Origin of the sequence: Pasteurella canis (assembly GCF_900454865.1) — a bacterium.
GTDB classification, from domain to species: Bacteria; Pseudomonadota; Gammaproteobacteria; order Enterobacterales; family Pasteurellaceae; genus Pasteurella; species Pasteurella canis.
The window spans coordinates 1,516,346-1,534,816 of record NZ_UGTV01000015.1 but is presented as its reverse complement, the minus strand read 5'-3'; the positions used below and the strand labels follow the sequence as shown (position 1 = coordinate 1,534,816).

Sequence of the window (18,471 nt, the reverse complement as noted above, 5' to 3'; positions counted from 1 at the left end):
TTTTCCACATGGAGAGGAATTAAATTATGGCTAAATCGAGTTTAGCAGCACTATATGCATTATGTTTATCTTTGCCATTAAGTTTAACTGTTTTGGCAAATGAAAAGCCGTTATTACAAACGGGGAAAACAACGTTGTATCAACGTGTATTAAGTACGCCAACTTGTGAATTATTGGAAAAGAGTAATGCCAATACAGGTAAAAAAATTCCAGCATTTTCTCGTTATTATGTGTATCAACGTGAAAATGTGGCAGGCAAAACTTTTGTAAAAGTAGGACCTGATACATTTGGTAAAACAGTTGGCTGGCTAGATGAAAGCTGTGCGGTACCATGGAATATGCAAATGACATTAGTGTTTACTAATCCATCAGATCGCGATCGTTTGTTATTTTTTAAAGATCGTACTGAGTTAGATAAAGTGATTAATGCTAATGATCCTATGCAACTTGTGACACCTATTCGTCAAGATTTAGCCAATAATAAACCAAATCCAGCCGTCTTAGCACAAGAGCCTGCTGAATTTGTCGATTTCCAAAAGAATTTTTATTTATTGCCTATTTTACAGGGCGAAGAAGTAATGAACGCTAAGGGATTCTATGAACGTGCGTTGGAAGTGGCTTCTGTGAGTAAAAATGAGAATGCATTAACCAAATCTACCACTGATCCTACTGTGAGTAAAACGAGCCAAACAGATCCGACAAATACGGCGAAAAGTAAACATACTGATCCGCAAGAAGTCGTTGGTTTTAGTGCGGCAGTGGTGTTTGTCATTGATTCTACTATTTCCATGGATCCTTATATTAATCGCACACGCGAGGCAATTAAACAGGTGTATGAGCAAATAGAAAAGGAAAATTTAGGTGAACAAGTAAAATTTGGTTTAGTCGCGTTTCGCTCCAGTACAAAAGCAGTAAAAGGACTGGAATATACATCTAAAATGTTTGTTGATCCAACGACAGTAAAAGATGGTAAAGACTTCATGCAAAAAGTTGCTTCGTTAAAGCAAGCAAAGGTCTCCAGTAAAGAATTTAGTGAAGATGCTTATGCTGGTATTAACCAAGCACTAAATGAAATTCAATGGAATAAATTTGGTGCACGTTACATTGTATTAATTACTGATGCGGGTGCAATTGAAGGTGATAATCCAATTTCGACAACAGGATTAGATGCAAAACAATTACGTTTAGAAGCACAACATCGTGGAGTTGCGATTTATGCCCTTCATTTAAAAACGCCTTCGGGTGTGAAAAACCATGAGCAAGCACAAGCACAATATACGGATCTTGCGTTTAATAATTATTTAAATAAGGCGCTGTATTATCCCGTCAATGCAGGTGATGTGAATGAATTTGGCGAGAAAATCGGTACCTTAGCGAAAGCATTAACTGCACAAGTGAAATTAGCTTATCGCGGTGAAATGGCAGCTGGCAGCGCATTAAGTGCGGTTGAAAAAGAAAAAGTTTCAACACCGACACCAACTTCAGAGATTGAACAAGATGCTATGCTATTAGGTAAAGCTATGCAGTTGGCTTATTTAGGTGGAAAAAAAGGAACAAAAGCGCCACCTGTTTTTAAAGCGTGGATCAGTGATAAAGATTTTGCAAAGCCTACCGTACCAACTGCAGAAGCCCGTGTATTGTTAACAAAATCACAGCTGAGTGATTTAAGTGATGTGGTGAAGAAAATTGCGGATGCAGCAAACGAAGGTCTAATTTCGCCGAATGATATGTTTGCACAGCTACGATCTGTGGCAGCAGCGATGGGACAAGATCCAAGTAAAATTAAAGCAGAAAGTTCGACTAAAATTGCTGATTTAGGGTTATTAGGTGAGTACCTTGATGATATTCCTTATAAAAGCCAAGTCACATCAATTGATGAAGAAACGTGGAAAGGCATGAGTGTACAAGAGCAAGAAAAATTTATTCGTGAATTACACAGTAAATTACGCCATTATCGTGTATTTAATGAAGATCAAAGTCGCTGGATATCCTTATCCGAAGGCAGTGATCCACGTGATTTTGTTTATCCAGTTCCATTAGAAGCATTACCATAATAGGATGAGGATAATTTGTGCTGATCATTGAAAATATGTCTGTCACCAGAGGTAAAGGAGAACAAGGTTTTACCGTATCTTTGCCTTACTTGCATCTAAATGACGGTGAAGTCGTTGCGATTCAAGGTAGCAGTGGCTGTGGGAAAAGCACGTTATTAGAAATGATCGGTTTAATCCTGAAACCTGAGCAATTGTCTCATTTTCAATTAGGGATACAAACGGCGTTAGTGGATATTCAGCCATTGATTCAGCAGCAAGAACAGCGTGCTTTAGCACAGATTCGGGCGCAAAAGTTAGGTTTTATGTTACAGCATGGTGGCTTATTGCCGTTTCTTAATGTGGCACAAAATATTGCGTTGCCGAATGCACTGTTGCACGCAGAGGTCGATCAGCAGTGGATCGATTTTTTAGGTGAGCAACTTAATATTCAGCACTTATTGACAAAGTATCCGAAGCAGCTCTCTATTGGTGAGCGCCAACGTGTTGCATTTATTCGCTCAGTAGCACATAAACCTTTATTGTTATTGGCGGATGAACCAACATCAGCGCTTGATCCTTATCATGCTGATATATTGTTTGAGTTAATTTTAAAATTAGTTGCTCAGCAACACATTTCTGTTTTGTTAGTCACTCATGATTGGGCATTAACTCAGCGTAAGCAATTGCGAACATTGCAAGCGAATCTCGTATCACCTCAACAAGCAATATTTAGTGAAGCTTAAGTAAAAAAGTGAATTAAGAGCATGATGTTAGTACAAAAAGCAAATTTATTAAGTCAGTTAGCCTTGCGAGATTTGTTATATGATCGCAAGGTGTCTTTTTGTATTATCGCTTCTTTAATTGCAGTGATTGCGCCATTATTATTGCTATTCAGTTTGAAATATGGAATTGTCTCGCAATTACGCTCACAACTTATCAATGATCCACGTAATTTAGAAATCAAGATTGTGGGTAATTTGAATTTATCATCAGACTGGTTTATCTGGTTAAAACAGCAACCAGAAACGCGTTTTGTGATGCCATTAACTCGTTCATTAAATACGATTGTTGATTTACGCACTGATAATCGCCGTTTTATCTCAGATGTCGAATTATTACCAACAGAGTCTGGTGATCCCGTATTAGGCTCACAGCAATTACAGCAGTCTCAAGGTGTCGTGTTAAGCGCTTTAGCAGCGGAAAAATTAGCCGTGAAGGCGGGCGATAAAGTGACATTACTGGCGACACGGAAATATGAAGGTATTACAGAGAAAGGTCTGATTGAACTTGTTATTGATGGCGTATTACCTGAGTCACAGTTTAGTCGTGCGGCAGCATTTGTTGATTTAACTACACTAGTTGGGATTGAGGATTTTCGTGATGGATTACAAACTGATCTTTTCCCAACTATGCAAGGAAAAATCAGAGAACAAGTCAGAACCACCTTTGCACGTGCGAGAATTTATGCCTCAAGTTTGGAGGACGTTGCACCTTTAGCATTGAAATTGCGTGATAAACATATAGATACTCGCACAGAGGCAAAAGCAATCGAAAATGTAAAGGCAATTGATTCTGTATTAAATGTCATTTTTATGGTCATCGCAATGACATCTATTATTGGCTGTATTCTCTCGTTAATAGGTGCTTTTTTAGCAAATATTGATCGGAAACGCAAAGAAATTGCAGTGTTGCGTTTACTTGGTTTTCAGTCACTTGGTGTAATGGGCTATTTAGTTTTGCAAGCCATTATTTTAAGTAGCCTCGCATTTATACTTTCTTATCTCTTTTTTATTACAGGTAGTCAGCTATTCAACCAAATTTTAACGAGTAATTTAGCAGATACACATTTTATTAGTAGCTTACATCCATTGCATTTAGTATCAGCATTTATCATTTGTTTTGTGCTTGCGGCGATTGTGGCGGCAATTGGTGCCATGCGTGCAATACGTATTCAACCAGCGGAGAGTTTACGTGATGTTTAAATATGCTTCTTCTTTTTTCATGCTTACTGTAATCAGTGCAACAGCTCAAGGAGCATGGGAAGAAAAATTTTATAATCCTCAACCTTTGGAAAGTGATGTGATTTTGCCTTTACCTTGTGATGGTAGTATGGTATTTCGCGTCGTGAAAACAAACACGCATAAACCATTAGAAGATATGCCTGTGATTTTAGGGGGCAATAGCGAGCAAGATGGCTATGCAGAATATGCAACGCCTAATTATATCGCAGGTGGCTTTGCAGATAACAATCAAGAACGTTTCTTTTTGATTGCGAAATACGAAGTGACAGAAACGCAATATCAAGCAGTGATGAATGAAAAATGTAGTACGCCAAATATGAAAGGCTTGTTGCCAATGACTAATCTGAGTTGGTTTGATGCAATGGGCTTCACTCAAAAATATAATGAATGGCTGCTTAAGCACGCGAAAGACAAATTGCCTAAAGAAGATGGCATGGCTGGTTTTGTCCGTTTACCCACTAATGCTGAGTGGGAGTTTGCTTCTCGTGGTGGTGTTGCAGTCACACCATCAGAATTTCGTGAAAAAGTGTTTCCAATGGAAGAGGGGCTGATTCATTATGCTTGGTTTAATAATGCAAAGTCTGCTAACGGTCGTTTACAGATTATTGGTCGCTTAAAACCTAACCCATTGGGGATATTTGATACTTTAGGTAATGCCAGTGAAATGATGTTTGATAGCTTTAAACTGAATAAGTTAAACCGTTACCATGGACAGGATGGTGGTATTATTTCACGTGGCGGCAGCTATTTAAAATCTGAAGCCGATGTGAACAATGTATTACGTTTAGAAATTCCATTTTATGATCAAAATGGTGCCAAAAAAGCTAAAGATATGGGATTTCGTGTCGTTATCGCCGCACCACTATTAACATCGAGTGAGCGAATTAAGTTAATGGAAAAAGAGTGGGAAACTTTAGGGCAAGATAACCAAACAGAGGGGCAAGGTGAAAGTACGAAAATCGTGGATAAATTAGAAGAACTTGCCAATAACACCTTGGATGAAAAATTAAAACAAGAGTTAAATAATACGAAAGAACAACTTCGTGCAGCGAATTTAGAGCGTGATGAACAGCGTGACTCAGCAATACGCTCAGCCTTACAACTTGGTGCCTTTTTATGTGCTAATGTCTCAGACTTACAGGGCGAAGTGGAACAAAATAATAAAATTGTTGAGGCAATGACCGCACTTTATCCAAATTCAGATAAAGAAACAAATGCGAAAAATCGCTTATTAGAGTCAGAAAAAGCGCGAGATTTTGTGTTGAAATATTATGCTGATACAATTGTAGGCAGTTCAGCAACTTACCATAAGGCAACAATTCAAGCACAAGTTGCTCGAACGAATAATATTGTCAAGAGTAGTGGTAAAGGGAATTTAACTCAGTATGTTGATCTTTATTGGCAGCATCTAGAACAATATTATCAAGATAGTAAAATTAATCGCCAGCAATGGTTGGATAAATGTACTCAAGTCAAACAGGGGAACTAAAATGAAAAAATCAAGTAAATCAATCTTTAGTGTCTTGACACTTTCTGCGGCAATTGCGTTAAGTGGCTGTCAAAATGTAGGCTCAAGTTATTTTGGGTCGAAAAGTAGTTTATCTACTGGTGAAGAAGCAGAATTCTTTAGCGACTCAGGTTTAAGTGCTTGTGCTTGGGGGGCCGCGGGTGGTGCAGTACTTGGCGCAGGCACAGCGTTATTAGCGGGTAAAAGTGCATCGACTGCAACGGTTGCAGGTGTAGCAGGTGCAGCGGTTGGTTGTGGTGCGTTAATGGGAACTAACTATTACCTTGAGCAACAACGTAAAGCCTATGCTAAAAAAGAAGATCGCTTAAACTCTTACATCGCGGAAACACGTAAAAATTCTGATATGGTAAGAAAAGCAACAGCTAAAGCCAAAACACAGCTTGATAAAAATAATCGTGCGTTAGTGAATTTGAATAAGCAATTGAAATCAGGTGCGCTGCAAAAAGCGGATGCACAAAAACAATTAGCTCAAATTGATGCTGATATTAGCGCTGCACAAAGTAATTTAGCATCAATGAAGAAAAGAGCCCAAACCTTACGTGAGGTTGCGAGTAAAGAAAAATCAAATGGCTTAAATGTAGGGCGTTTTGAGGCAGAAATTGCGAGTTTAAATAAACAAATTGCGGCGTATGAACGTTTAGTTGATGCCTCTTCAAAACAACGTTCAGCGATTCAAATAGGGTAATTTATGAAAAAAGTAAAGTTAATTTGTTTAGTCTCTGCACTTTCTGCACTGACAGCTTGCTCAGTAACACCTGAACAATGTGATCCAAGTGTTGAATCCAGTGTATGGAATAAAATGGCCTGTACTACATCAGGCACTTACGATAATCGTGTACAAGAAAAAGAGCGTACTTTAGCAGGCGAAAAGAGTCGTCATACTGCTTTAAATAAAGAATATGCCAGTACACAGAAAAAAGCGAAAGATGTTCAACGTACCTTAGCGCAAAAGAAAGCTGAATTAGCAAAGCTGAACAAATCTGTTACAGATTATGCTACACAGCTTAAACAAAAAGCGAAAGGAAGAGATGATGTCCTAGCTGAAGTCAAAAAAGTGGAGCAGCAGTTAAAAAATATTAATGGCTCAGCGGTAAGTGAAGAGACCAAACAAGCTGAAATTAAAGCCTTACAGCGCAAGCTTGAGGCATTACAAGCCGCAAGTGGTATTTAATTTGGCTCAATAAGGCAGCCTGAAGGCTGCCTATTTTTTGTTAATAGTTTGGAAAAAATTATGCAACGTATAGCCTGTTTTACGCTTCAAAACGAGAATCAATCTGCTATAGATTTATTATCTCATTACGATGAGTTAATGCGAATTATTGTACGGTATTTACCACCTAGTACAGCGACATTATTTGCTCGACCTGAGTTACAAGCAGATGGCAAAACGATTGAATGGTATAGCGATTTACAAGGGCAGCCTTACTTATTAGGGAATAGCGTTGCAGATCAACAAAAATTGGCTGAAATTAGACCGCACTTAACACAGCGTTTACAATCCATAGCGCAATTAAATCAACATTTGACTAAACAAGGGGCAATTAGCGCAGAGCAATCACGTTGCCTTACGTTGTTAGTTGAAGGTGCTAGTCATCACACAGCTCAAATCTATGTAGTTAATAATGAGCCTGTGATTACAGGTTGGGGAGTCGGTGAGAAACCTGTTATATCGTCACCACCTGTTGCAATACCCGTGAAAAAACATCGCTGGTGCTTGTGGTTATTACCTTTATTATTGTTATTAGCCTTACTACTTTGGTGGTGGTTTGGGTTACGTGTATCAGAAAAGCAACCTGAACTACCTAAGACTGAGCCTGTGATTGAACAGCCGAAAGAAAGTAAAATAGTTGAGGAAATCAAACCTGACCCACCTAAAGTCGAGCCAGTAAAACCAGAGGTTATTGAGCCTGTTAAGGCTGAACCAGAAGTAGTAACACAGCCACCTGTAGAAGAAAAGGCAGTAGAGCCTGAAAAGCCGAAAACACCTGAAGCACCGAAAAAAGTGTGCTCAATTTCAACCAAGCCAGGCGAAAATCCACAGATGGTGATTATTTTTGATAACTCGAGATCCATGTTGTATTCGCTATTAGAAAATAATCAGAGTATTGAACAATTCCATTGGCGTTGGGATCGTGACTTAGTGACAGCAGAGGATTTCGCTTATATGCGTCGTTCACCGAATCGTTTAGAAGTAGCGAAAAAATCTTCTTCTAGCATTATTAATAGTATTGCTAAAACAGTAGATATTGGTTTGGTGGAGTTAAGAGGCTGCCCTGCAGCAAATAATCATGGTTATTACAGTCCAGCTAAACGTAAACAACTCCGAGCGAAGATCAGTGCTATGCAGCCAGCACCTGATAATGACCCGAATGCAGGTGGTACGCCTTTGTATAGCGGCTTACAAAAAGCAGCAAGTATGATTGATGGTAAAAAGCGTGATGGTTTCATTTTAATTTTAAGTGATGGTCAGGATTCTTGCGAAGTTGGTGATGTTTGCGCGCTAGCGAAACAAATTGCGCAACGTCAGCCACGTTTGAAAATTAATGTCGTTGATATTGGTGGTGCTAAAGGAGCGAACTGTGTAGCAAAAGCAACAGGTGGTAAAGTTTTTACAGCCAATAGCCAAAAACAGCTGATTAATATGATTAATCAAGCAGTAAAACCCATTACAGAAGTCGAAGTGTGTAAATAGAGAGATATTAAGATGCAACGTTTAGCCCGTTTTTCCATTCAAACCGAAAATCAAGAAGCCATTGAATTGCTATCGCGTTATTCAGAGATTGAAAGTCTTTTGCTACGATATTTGCCGCCAAGTACAGCCACTTTATTTGCGCGCCCAGAAGTACAAGCTGATGGCAAAATTATTGAGTGGTATACTGATTTACAAGGACAGCCTCAGTTATTGAGTCACAGCTCAGAAGATCAGAAAAAACTAGCTGAAATTCAACCGCACTTAATGCAACGTTTAAATGCGATTCGTCAACTCAATCAAGAACTGAGTAATAAAGGACAAATTAGTGCAGCGCAATCTCGTCTTTTGACACAGTTGGTCGAAGGAGCTAGCCACAATACTCGCCAGATTTATTTAGTGAATAATGAACCCGTTATTACTGGATGGGGAATAGGAGATAAACCAACTGAGCCTATACCCGTTGTGCCAGCACCTGCGGCGAATAAACGCTGGTATTGGTGGCTATTGCCATTATTGTTATTACTAGCCTTGTTATTATGGTGGTTTTGGTGGCGTGTACCAGCTATTGAGCCTGTGAAAGTCGAGCCAGTAATTGAACAGCCAAATGAAATACCACCTGAGCCTGTGAAAGTAGAAGAGCCGAAAGTAGAACCGCCAGTAGAGTTACCAAAAGTTGAACCTGCACCGCCAGAAAAGGTGTGTCGTCAGAAAATTATTCCTGCTGAGGCACCACAGATGGCGATCATTTTCAATAATGCTTCAGGTATGCGTTATACCATTAAAGAAGGGATTAAAAAGATTGATGATTTTGATAAACGTTTATCACGTGAAGCGGTACCTCAAAAAGATATTGATTATATGTATCGTAAGCCAAATCGTTCAACAGCTTCAAAAGTGGCGGTTAATAATATTTTAGCATCTATTGATCCGAATATTGATATTGGTTTGGTGGAATTAAAAAGTTGTTTAAGTAAAAGTAAAAAAGTATCCGCTGCAGTATCACATGGTATCTTCACTTCAGGTCAACGTGATACATTGAAACAAAAAATTAATAAAATGAAAGTACGTCAAAACGAAGTGCCAGGTACGCCAATTTATGAGGGGTTACAGAAGGCGTTAGCAATGGTAGACGGTATTGAAAGGGAAGCATTGATTTTATTAATTACAGAAGGCAATGGTGATTGTACTTTCCGTGATCCGTGCCAATTGATTCAGCAGGAATTAAAACGTCGACCAAAATTGAAAGTCAACATAGTCAGTATTAACTCGCCTTGGAATGCGACTGATTGTTTAGCAAATCTAACGGGAGGACAGATTTTTAATACTGAAGTGAATAGTGAAATACAATTAACTGAGTTAATTAATAAAGCAGTAAAATCAGTCCAAACAGAAGAGATTTGTGAATAAATCTTTTGCATAGTAAACAAAAAGCAGGCAATCACTAGAACGCCTGCTTTTTGTCTAGATAAAGCTATATTTTGTCCTGTTATTTTATGCGAAAATAGCGCGTACTTTTATGATTAATTATAGAGATAAGTATGGATAACTTAGAATTACATACGCCAATGATGCGACAATACATCGCCCTTAAAGCGGAAAATCCTGATATTTTATTGTTTTATCGTATGGGGGATTTTTATGAGCTTTTCTACGATGATGCGAAGAAAGCAGCAGCATTACTCGATATTTCATTGACGAAGCGTGGACAGTCAGCGGGACAACCTATTCCAATGGCAGGAGTACCTTATCACGCGGTTGAAGGTTATTTAGCGAAGTTAGTGCAATTAGGCGAGTCAGTGGCAATTTGTGAGCAAGTTGGTGATCCTGCTACTGCAAAAGGGCCTGTTGAGCGTAAAGTGGTGCGTATTGTGACACCAGGTACAGTGAGTGATGAAAGTTTATTACCTGAGCGCCAAGACAATCTTATTGCTGCCCTTTATCAAGAGAAAACGCGTTTTGGTTTAGCGATTTTAGACATGAGTTCTGGACGTTTTCAAATCAGTGAGCTAGACGATCGCGCGAGTTTACAGGCTGAATTACAACGTATTTCGCCTGTAGAAATGTTATATTGTGAAGAGTTGGCGGATTTTTCGGCGATTGAACATATCAAAGGATTACGCCGTCGCCCTATTTGGGAATTTGAATTAGGCACAGCAATACAATTACTGAATCGTCAGTTTAATACTAAAGACTTACGCGGATTTGGTGTGGAAAAAGCCATTTTGGGCTTATGTGCAGCAGGGTGTTTATTACAATATGCAAAAGATACACAGCGCACTGCTTTACCGCATATTCAAAGCATTACTTTATTGCAAAATTCTGAAAACATTCAATTAGATGCCGCAACGCGCCGTAATTTAGAATTAACTCAAAATTTAGCAGGAAGCACAGAAAATACGTTAGCTTCAGTGTTGGATAAGTGTGTTACTGCAATGGGCAGTCGTTTGTTAAAGAGATGGATTCACCAACCGATTCGTGATGTAGAAAAGCTTACTCAACGTCAACAAACGATAAGTGCCATTTTAACACAAGATTTAGTGTCAGAGTTGCAACCATATTTACATCAAATTGGTGACATGGAACGAATTTTAGCACGTGTTGCATTGCGTTCTGCACGTCCGCGCGATCTCACACGTTTACGCACTGCATTAGCGCAAATTCCCGCAATTCGTCAAATTTTACAACAGCAAACTTCCCCAAATCTGACCGCACTTTTACAACCAATTGCCGAGTTTTCAACACAATTGGATCTATTACAACGTGCATTAATTGATAATCCACCAATGCTCATCCGTGATGGTGGTGTGATTGCCGCAGGCTATAATGCGGAGCTTGATGAATGGCGTAGTTTATCAGAGGGCGCTACGCGTTATTTAGAGGATTTAGAACGTCGTGAACGTGAAAGTACAGGCATTGATACGTTAAAAATCGGTTTTAATGCAGTGCATGGTTATTATATTCAGATCAGCCAAGGGCAATCGCATAAAGCTCCAATCCATTATGTACGCCGCCAAACGCTTAAAAATGCTGAACGTTATATTATTCCCGAACTGAAAACCTATGAAGATAAAGTGCTAAAAGCTAAGGGTGCTGCATTGGCACTAGAAAAACAGCTTTATGAACAATTGTTTGACGAGTTATTACCGCATTTAGGGGCGTTACAACTTGCGAGCTTAACGTTAGCAGAACTGGATGTACTGACGAATTTAGCAGAACGTGCAGAGAGTTTAAATTATGTCGCACCACAATTTAGTGATGACATTGGTGTATATATTCAACAAGGGCGTCATCCTGTCGTAGAACAGGTTTTAAAAGCGCCGTTTATTGCAAATCCAGTACAGCTTAATTCACAGCGTCATCTGTTAATTATTACAGGCCCTAATATGGGGGGAAAAAGCACTTATATGCGTCAGACAGCCTTGATTACTTTGATGGCATATATTGGCAGTTTTGTACCAGCTGAAAGTGCCATCATTGGACCGATTGATCGTATTTTTACCCGTATTGGTGCCTCAGATGATTTAGCTTCTGGACGCTCTACTTTTATGGTGGAAATGACCGAAATGGCAAATATTCTACATCAAGCCACGGCACAGAGTTTGGTGCTCATTGATGAAATTGGGCGCGGTACGTCGACTTATGATGGCTTGTCATTGGCTTGGGCATGTGCAGAATGGCTTGCGAAAAAATTGCGCTCACTGACATTATTTGCCACGCACTATTTTGAGCTGACTGTATTACCCGAACAGCTGGCAGGCAGCGCCAATGTCCATTTAGATGCCTTAGAACACAATGATACCATTGCTTTTATGCACTCCGTACAAGAAGGGGCCGCAAGTAAAAGTTATGGTTTAGCAGTAGCTGCTTTAGCAGGTGTACCACAATCAGTTATTAAACTGGCAAAACAAAAATTAGCACAATTAGAAAAACTATCACAACAAAATGCCGACCAACGTATTCAGGATTTACGCCAACTCAATCAAACACAAGGCGAATTAGCTCTGATGGAAGAAAACGATGGCAAAAATGCAGTTTGGGAAATGCTCGAAAAACTCGATCCTGATGAACTGAGTCCAAAACAAGCACTGGCGTATTTGTATCAGTTGAAAAAGTTAGTTTGAGTTTTATAGAAAGTACGGTAGACTAAAGGACCGCTGAAAAGTGGCTTAGAAAATGTACTCTTGTGCATTCTTTATATGTTTTGTTACCGCCGTATAGGCGGTTTTTCTTTGCTCTTCCTTACATGTAATTTATGTATCTTATTCACCTTTATTTTCATCCATGTATTCATGTGTATTTTTTATTTAAAAATTTATTGACATGATTAGATCTTATTCGTAGAATGAGCTTAAATTAATCACCTTTAAAGAGGTAGTAATATGAACAAACATAAAAGAAAAAATGATATCTATATTAAAGGATGTAATAAAACTTCTATAACTATTTACCAGCAAATAAATGTTCCAACTATAGAAAAACCAGTTTCAGAACAAAAACGCAAAATAGAGAATATAGCGACGATTGCTAAGCAGTTGCTGTTAGTTGCTAAGATAATAATCTATTTATTTTGATAAGGGCATTTAATCATGAGTTCAAATATTAAACAATATATTTTAGCTTTTCTACAAGAGCAAAATTATAAAAAATCTGAAAAAGAACGTAAGGCTCTCGAAAAAGCAACCTCTGATGCAGAAATTGAGCAGCTCTCTAAGAGCATTCGAGAATTTGATGAAAAGTACCGATTTGATAATTGGGTAGCTAATGCTGCTAATATCATGGCAAAACAACTTCAATTTGGTACACATATCGCCAAAGGTATTCACCCCGATGCAAAGGGGGATAATGTTACTTTCCAAGCTGAGACTGATTTATCCAATCAATATGTCGGTTCACAGAGTGTTATCAATTTAGTATTAGATGCTAATGGAAATGCTGCTGCCCTTCCATTAGCTGCATTTTTTAATATTATTGTGGATGAACAAAAACAGTTAAAATTACGAGATCTTTTACTCTCGGATGATCCACAATTAATCGGTTGTTTTGCTGATGATCTTGCATTATCTGAACAATATAAACAACAGTTTCAACAAGCCCTTAAAGGCGACTTAACTCAACCAAGTACTCACGAACGTAATAAACAACTATTATGGGCTAATAGTGAAAATGCAATTGAAGATGATGATTATACGTGTTTAATTCCACTTTATCCCTCTTCTCTAACTCATGCCTTCTATCAAAAAATTAATCAAAATCGGTATTCTGAACAAAATAAACAAGCCCGTGAGAATAGGTATAAAAAAACATCTGAGCAGGTAAGTTACCTTTCCATTAATCAGCTCGTCACAGTCGTTTTAGGTGGGAGCAAACCACAAAATATATCTCAGTTAATGAGTGCGCAAGGAGGGCGTAATTATTTATTGCCTTCCTTACCTCCTATTATGTCTTTTTCAGGTCAGCTTAAAATCACAAAGAGTCAAAATACTATTTTTAATGATAGATTGGCATATGCATGCCGTTATGGCTTACGTCAATTGTATGAAGTGATAAAAAATAAAAAAAATATTTATCAAGTACGTGACAATCGAATTGATGCCTTAAATATTATTTTAAGGACATTGCTATTTCACGCTAGTTTATACCAACGGTTACCAGCAGGGTGGTCGAAAGAATATCAATTAAATATGCATGAAAAGTACTGGCTTGATCCAAAGCGCACAGAATTAGTTGAAGAAGAGGCATTTCGTACAGAACGTGAAAAAGGAGATTGGGTGGCAGAAATAGAACGCAGTTTCGCTTTATGGCTAAACCAATGCTTACAACGCCGTTTCCCTAAATTAGCGCATGATTTTGCTGATGCAGAATATAACGAATGGCGTCGTAATATACGTCGCTCCCTACGCTATCGTTTACGCCATCCCTAGGAGGAGATATGTTTCAAACTGATTACTATATTTTATTTGATCACATTAAACTACAAGGCGCCAATGCGATTTCTGGTCCGTTAAGTTATGGTTTTCCTGCATTAACAGGGTTTACTGGCGCTATTCATGCACTGAGCCGTAAGTTAACTCATCATAATGTGCAATTAGGTGGCGTGATGATCGCGTGTCACGATTATGAACTACAAACTTATCAAAGTTCGCCGTTTTCTGACCACACTTTTAAGCAAACCCGTAATCCAATCAAACGAGATGGTAAATCTGCCTCTATTATTGAAGAAGGTAAGATCCATTTAGATGTTTCGTTAGTCGTTGAAATGCATGTACCTGATCAACATTTATATGATGCGTTGGAAAATAAACAAAGCCAAACTGCACAACAGTTCTTACAGGAATGTAAGCAGTTATTATGGCAACAGCGCATTGCAGGTGGTTCGGTCTTAAAGATTGGTGATGTACAATTATTTAGCTTAGCAGAAGAACCGGATATTCCATTTGCTTTAATGCCCGCCTTTGTGCTGATGGATGCGAAGGCAGATTTGGTTAATATTACAACAGAGCTACAGACAGGATTGCGCGTAGATCTATTAGACGAAGATGGTAATTCACAATCATCACAAATCAACATTCAGCCAGAAGCGACCGCACTTGATGCATTGTTAGAAATGGCAACCTTACACCATATTCCAAATCATCCACAAGCAAGCTCAGTTGATTGGCAAACCTACAGTGTTAAACAAGATCGTGGCTGGCTAGTACCAATGCCTGTGGGATATCAAGCCATTTCTCCTTTGTTTGATGCGGGACAATTACAGCATTGCCGCACGACACAATATCCAAGCCAATATGTTGAAACAATTTATAGTTTAGGTAAGTGGGTTTTCCCATTTAGCTTACCTGATGATCTTTCCCAATGTTTTTGGCGCTATCGCGCTCCACAAAATAACCTTTATCTGATTTCACAAGGAGAATAATAATGAGTAAATTATCAACCCCAAGCGTATTAGCATTTGAACGTAACTTGGATATTTCAGATGCGATTTTTAGTCAAAAAGACAGTAAAAATGATCAAGATGAGCCTATTGCACTACGCATCCGTGAAAAATCAGTACGTGGTACGATTTCGAATCGCCTGAAAAATGCGATTACAAATGATCCTGCAAAATTGGATGCAGAAACCGAAAAAGCGAATTTACAGCGTGTTGATGTAGCAACGTTAGATAATGACAAAGATACTCTAGTTGCCAGTTTTAGTATGAAAGTGCTGCCATTTACTGGGCGACCAAATGTGTGTAACGATCAGCACTATCAACAGCAAGTGATGACGGTAGTACAGCAATATTTGACGCAAACAGGTATTGATGAATTAGCTAAGCGTTATGCAATGAATATCGTTAATGCCCGTTGGTTATGGCGTAATCGTATGGGGGCTGAGCATATTCAAATAGAAGTGAAGTGTGGTGAGGAAATTATTCGTTTTGATGATGCGAAACAATTTTCATTAAACAGCTTTACATATGAAGATAGCAAGATTCAAGATATTGCAGATGAAATTAAATCAGGCTTACTCGGTGAAAAATTTGTGATTCTTTATATCACAGCTTATGCCAATATGGGGTATGGACAAGAAGTATATCCATCACAAGAACTTGTGTTAGATAACTCAACGACTAATCGCAAAAGCAAAATTTTATATGAAATTAATCAAAAAGCGGGTATGCATTCTCAAAAAGTCGGTAACGCGATTCGCACGATTGATACTTGGTATGCAGATGAAGTGGCTTTCCCTATTGCTGCAGAACCTTATGGTGCAGTGACTACGTTAGGGACTGCATTCCGCCAACCTAAAGCAAAACTGGACTTTTATACGTTATTTGATAATTGGGTGCTTAAAGATGAAGTCCCAAGCATTGAACAACAGCATTATGTGATGAGTGTTTTAATCCGCGGTGGCGTCTTTGGAGCAAGCGGTAAGGAATAATCATGACAAGCCATTACATTGAACTAAAAGCAATCCCACAAATGGATATGCTACAAAGTGAAGTGGTTGGACATTGTATGCAAATATTACATAAATTCTTACCACACTTTGAAGGTCGTATGGGCGTTGCCTTTCCTGCTTATGGTTTAGGGCGTACTCTTGGCGGTATTTTGCGTATTTTTGGTAGCGAAGATGACTGTAAACAGCTTTATCAACAATTATCACAGGTAGGATTGCAGGATTATGCGTTGATCAGTAGTGTAAATAAAACTCCTCCTGTAGCAGAATATCGTTGTTATAGTCGTGTGCATCGTAAAGGACAAAGTACGATTCGTCGCACAGAAAAGTTCCTGAAGAGTATTGACAAATGGCGTGAAGGGATTCGTGAAGAAATGCAACAACGCCAACAAAATACACCTTATTTTCCACATGTACATTTAAAAAGTGCGAGCACAAATCAGCGTTTTATCTTGGCAATAAGAGTCAATAAAACCTCTCAGCCTCATATTGCTCAATTCAGTAGTTATGGATTAAGTAATAAAGCAACTGTGCCACACTTCTAACCTAATTTATAACCCTTTTTTCTAATTGGCTAAATTAACCAATGAGATCAAAGGGTTATAAATATGCTGTAAAAAAGGGTTTTTCTTTCAGATGCTCTTTAACAATTTGAAGAATAAATAAATTTTTATTAATATTATTAGGTTCAACATCGTATAGATGGCTTAGAAATCATTTAATAATTGAACACTTGCAGCCACCATGTTCAACATCGTATAGATGGCTTAGAAACATAATCAACATAACTTCACGTTGTGAAAAGTGTTCAACATCGTATAGATGGCTTAGAAATTACGATTTAGTGTATTGGATATATCCAGCATGTTCAACATCGTATAGATGGCTTAGAAATAAATGTTACAGTAAAAAGGCGTGGTTTTATCGTTCAACATCGTATAGATGGCTTAGAAACCTGTATTGCATAAAAGATTTTAGATAAAAATGTTCAACATCGTATAGATGGCTTAGAAACGTGGGCTAAATTAGACCAATGGGGGCATTTAGTTCAACATCGTATAGATGGCTTAGAAACTCTTCAAAATTCGGCACTCATACAGATTTAAGTTCAACATCGTATAGATGGCTTAGAAAGTTAAAATCAGTGCCGACGATTGTACGTAATAGTTCAACATCGTATAGATGGCTTAGAAAAGTCAGAAAAATCCACTACACCTTCTTCGCCCGTTCAACATCGTATAGATGGCTTAGAAAACGCTTCATTGATGATGTTGCAGCATTTACAGGTTCAACATCGTATAGATGGCTTAGAAAACGCCAACGTCAGCGTGAGTATTTCCGAAAACGTTCAACATCGTATAGATGGCTTAGAAAAAATCTGATGGATTCATTATTAGAAGGATATCGTTCAACATCGTATAGATGGCTTAGAAAGTCAACGCGCACTTTCCCGCCGGGTAACACGGGTTCAACATCGTATAGATGGCTTAGAAATGGATCAACAAAACAAGTCATATTTTGTAATTGTTCAACATCGTATAGATGGCTTAGAAAACGTGGGGAGTGGGAGTAGTTTGTTAGCTTGTGTTCAACATCGTATAGATGGCTTAGAAATGATATATCTAAGCAATGTGGATGTATGGAGTGTTCAACATCGTATAGATGGCTTAGAAAGTTTGTAAATGGTGCAGATATTGAAGATTTAGGTTCAACATCGTATAGATGGCTTAGAAAACTGAGGGTTTAGACGACGATCAGCTTTTATCGTTCAACATCGTATAGATGGCTTAGAAAAGTTCTGATTCATTTAATGCTTGCATACCAAGGTTCAACATCGTATAGATGGCTTAGAAAAGGTGGCAAATACATTATGCTGTCATCAAGCAGTTCAACATCGTATAGATGGCTTAGAAACGGATCGTTGTTGATAGATTCGGCGATAATCTGTTCAACATCGTATAGATGGCTTAGAAAGAAACGCAATCGCATTGAAGATTATCTATCTCGTTCAACATCGTATAGATGGCTTAGAAATTGACGAATTAGCACTAGATTTAAAACAAGGCGTTCAACATCGTATAGATGGCTTAGAAAATAATCTTCTGAAACGCCTATCACTGCAAAACGTTCAACATCGTATAGATGGCTTAGAAATCAATGCCTTTTAGCTTTGCCAAAACAAGCGTGTTCAACATCGTATAGATGGCTTAGAAAAATACCAAAAAATTTGCAAGATTTTGTAGAAAGTTCAACATCGTA

At 38.4% G+C, this 18,471-nt stretch carries 14 protein-coding genes and 1 CRISPR repeat array (1 of these 15 running past the window's edge); all 14 genes read left to right on the top strand.

Going from position 1 to position 18,471, the window contains the following annotated elements; genetic code table 11:
- Window positions 1-26 precede the first annotated feature (26 nt).
- The 14 genes from DYE19_RS07790 (at window position 27) to cas6f (ending at window position 16,757) form a co-directional block, all read left to right on the top strand.
- The gene (locus DYE19_RS07790; RefSeq protein WP_115323184.1) at window positions 27-2,054 is read left to right on the top strand and encodes a vWA domain-containing protein; all 2,028 of its coding nucleotides are present in this window, start codon (window positions 27-29) and stop codon (window positions 2,052-2,054) included.
- Window positions 2,055-2,071: 17 nt separating this feature from the next.
- On the top strand, window positions 2,072-2,776 hold the full coding sequence (locus tag DYE19_RS07785) for an ABC transporter ATP-binding protein (protein ID WP_115323183.1): 705 nt from the start codon (window positions 2,072-2,074) through the stop codon (window positions 2,774-2,776).
- A gap of 21 nt (window positions 2,777-2,797) precedes the next feature.
- Window positions 2,798-4,015, top strand: a complete 1,218-nt coding sequence (locus DYE19_RS07780; protein ID WP_255313146.1) for an ABC transporter permease — start codon at window positions 2,798-2,800, stop codon at window positions 4,013-4,015.
- Window positions 4,008-5,543, top strand: coding sequence for an SUMF1/EgtB/PvdO family nonheme iron enzyme (locus tag DYE19_RS07775; protein ID WP_115323181.1), 1,536 nt, complete (start codon window positions 4,008-4,010; stop codon window positions 5,541-5,543). Before DYE19_RS07780 ends, DYE19_RS07775 begins: the two co-directional genes overlap by 8 nt.
- A 1-nt stretch (window position 5,544) precedes the next feature.
- Window positions 5,545-6,267: a coiled-coil domain-containing protein gene (locus DYE19_RS07770; protein ID WP_115323180.1), complete on the top strand. Its 723-nt coding sequence runs from the start codon at window positions 5,545-5,547 to the stop codon at window positions 6,265-6,267.
- Window positions 6,268-6,270: 3 nt separating this feature from the next.
- Window positions 6,271-6,753: a hypothetical protein gene (locus DYE19_RS07765; protein WP_049215671.1), complete on the top strand. Its 483-nt coding sequence runs from the start codon at window positions 6,271-6,273 to the stop codon at window positions 6,751-6,753.
- 60 nt (window positions 6,754-6,813) lie between these two features.
- Window positions 6,814-8,274 (top strand): hypothetical protein, encoded by a 1,461-nt coding sequence (locus DYE19_RS07760; RefSeq protein ID WP_115323179.1) that lies wholly within the window; start codon window positions 6,814-6,816, stop codon window positions 8,272-8,274.
- Window positions 8,275-8,286: 12 nt separating this feature from the next.
- On the top strand, window positions 8,287-9,681 hold the full coding sequence (locus DYE19_RS07755) for a hypothetical protein (protein WP_115323178.1): 1,395 nt from the start codon (window positions 8,287-8,289) through the stop codon (window positions 9,679-9,681).
- Between the two features lie 131 nt (window positions 9,682-9,812).
- Window positions 9,813-12,395: a DNA mismatch repair protein MutS gene (gene mutS, locus DYE19_RS07750; RefSeq protein WP_115323177.1), complete on the top strand. Its 2,583-nt coding sequence runs from the start codon at window positions 9,813-9,815 to the stop codon at window positions 12,393-12,395.
- 258 nt (window positions 12,396-12,653) lie between these two features.
- On the top strand, window positions 12,654-12,845 hold the full coding sequence (locus tag DYE19_RS07745) for a hypothetical protein (protein WP_115323176.1): 192 nt from the start codon (window positions 12,654-12,656) through the stop codon (window positions 12,843-12,845).
- Between the two features lie 15 nt (window positions 12,846-12,860).
- A complete protein-coding gene (gene csy1, locus DYE19_RS07740) occupies window positions 12,861-14,195 on the top strand; it encodes a type I-F CRISPR-associated protein Csy1 (RefSeq protein ID WP_115323175.1) in 1,335 nt (444 codons plus the stop codon).
- 8 nt (window positions 14,196-14,203) lie between these two features.
- Window positions 14,204-15,187: a type I-F CRISPR-associated protein Csy2 gene (gene csy2, locus DYE19_RS07735; protein ID WP_115323174.1), complete on the top strand. Its 984-nt coding sequence runs from the start codon at window positions 14,204-14,206 to the stop codon at window positions 15,185-15,187.
- Between the two features lie 2 nt (window positions 15,188-15,189).
- On the top strand, window positions 15,190-16,194 hold the full coding sequence (csy3, locus tag DYE19_RS07730) for a type I-F CRISPR-associated protein Csy3 (protein WP_115323173.1): 1,005 nt from the start codon (window positions 15,190-15,192) through the stop codon (window positions 16,192-16,194).
- A gap of 2 nt (window positions 16,195-16,196) precedes the next feature.
- Window positions 16,197-16,757 (top strand): type I-F CRISPR-associated endoribonuclease Cas6/Csy4, encoded by a 561-nt coding sequence (cas6f, locus tag DYE19_RS07725; protein ID WP_115323172.1) that lies wholly within the window; start codon window positions 16,197-16,199, stop codon window positions 16,755-16,757.
- 141 nt (window positions 16,758-16,898) lie between these two features.
- Window positions 16,899-18,471: a CRISPR direct-repeat array (repeat unit 28 nt; unit sequence GTTCAACATCGTATAGATGGCTTAGAAA) (it continues 1,755 nt past the right edge of the window).

Excerpts from the sequence above, each read along its gene's own strand:
- DYE19_RS07790 (WP_115323184.1), top strand. The coding sequence starts at position 27 with ATGGCTAAATCGAGTTTAGCAGCACTATATGCATTATGTTTATCTTTG.
- DYE19_RS07780 (WP_255313146.1), top strand. The coding sequence starts at position 2,798 with ATGATGTTAGTACAAAAAGCAAATTTATTAAGTCAGTTAGCCTTGCGA.
- DYE19_RS07775 (WP_115323181.1), top strand. The coding sequence starts at position 4,008 with ATGTTTAAATATGCTTCTTCTTTTTTCATGCTTACTGTAATCAGTGCA.
- DYE19_RS07770 (WP_115323180.1), top strand. The coding sequence starts at position 5,545 with ATGAAAAAATCAAGTAAATCAATCTTTAGTGTCTTGACACTTTCTGCG.
- DYE19_RS07765 (WP_049215671.1), top strand. The coding sequence starts at position 6,271 with ATGAAAAAAGTAAAGTTAATTTGTTTAGTCTCTGCACTTTCTGCACTG.
- DYE19_RS07760 (WP_115323179.1), top strand. The coding sequence starts at position 6,814 with ATGCAACGTATAGCCTGTTTTACGCTTCAAAACGAGAATCAATCTGCT.
- DYE19_RS07755 (WP_115323178.1), top strand. The coding sequence starts at position 8,287 with ATGCAACGTTTAGCCCGTTTTTCCATTCAAACCGAAAATCAAGAAGCC.
- mutS (WP_115323177.1), top strand. The coding sequence starts at position 9,813 with ATGGATAACTTAGAATTACATACGCCAATGATGCGACAATACATCGCC.
- DYE19_RS07745 (WP_115323176.1), top strand. The coding sequence starts at position 12,654 with ATGAACAAACATAAAAGAAAAAATGATATCTATATTAAAGGATGTAAT.
- csy1 (WP_115323175.1), top strand. The coding sequence starts at position 12,861 with ATGAGTTCAAATATTAAACAATATATTTTAGCTTTTCTACAAGAGCAA.
- csy2 (WP_115323174.1), top strand. The coding sequence starts at position 14,204 with ATGTTTCAAACTGATTACTATATTTTATTTGATCACATTAAACTACAA.
- csy3 (WP_115323173.1), top strand. The coding sequence starts at position 15,190 with ATGAGTAAATTATCAACCCCAAGCGTATTAGCATTTGAACGTAACTTG.
- cas6f (WP_115323172.1), top strand. The coding sequence starts at position 16,197 with ATGACAAGCCATTACATTGAACTAAAAGCAATCCCACAAATGGATATG.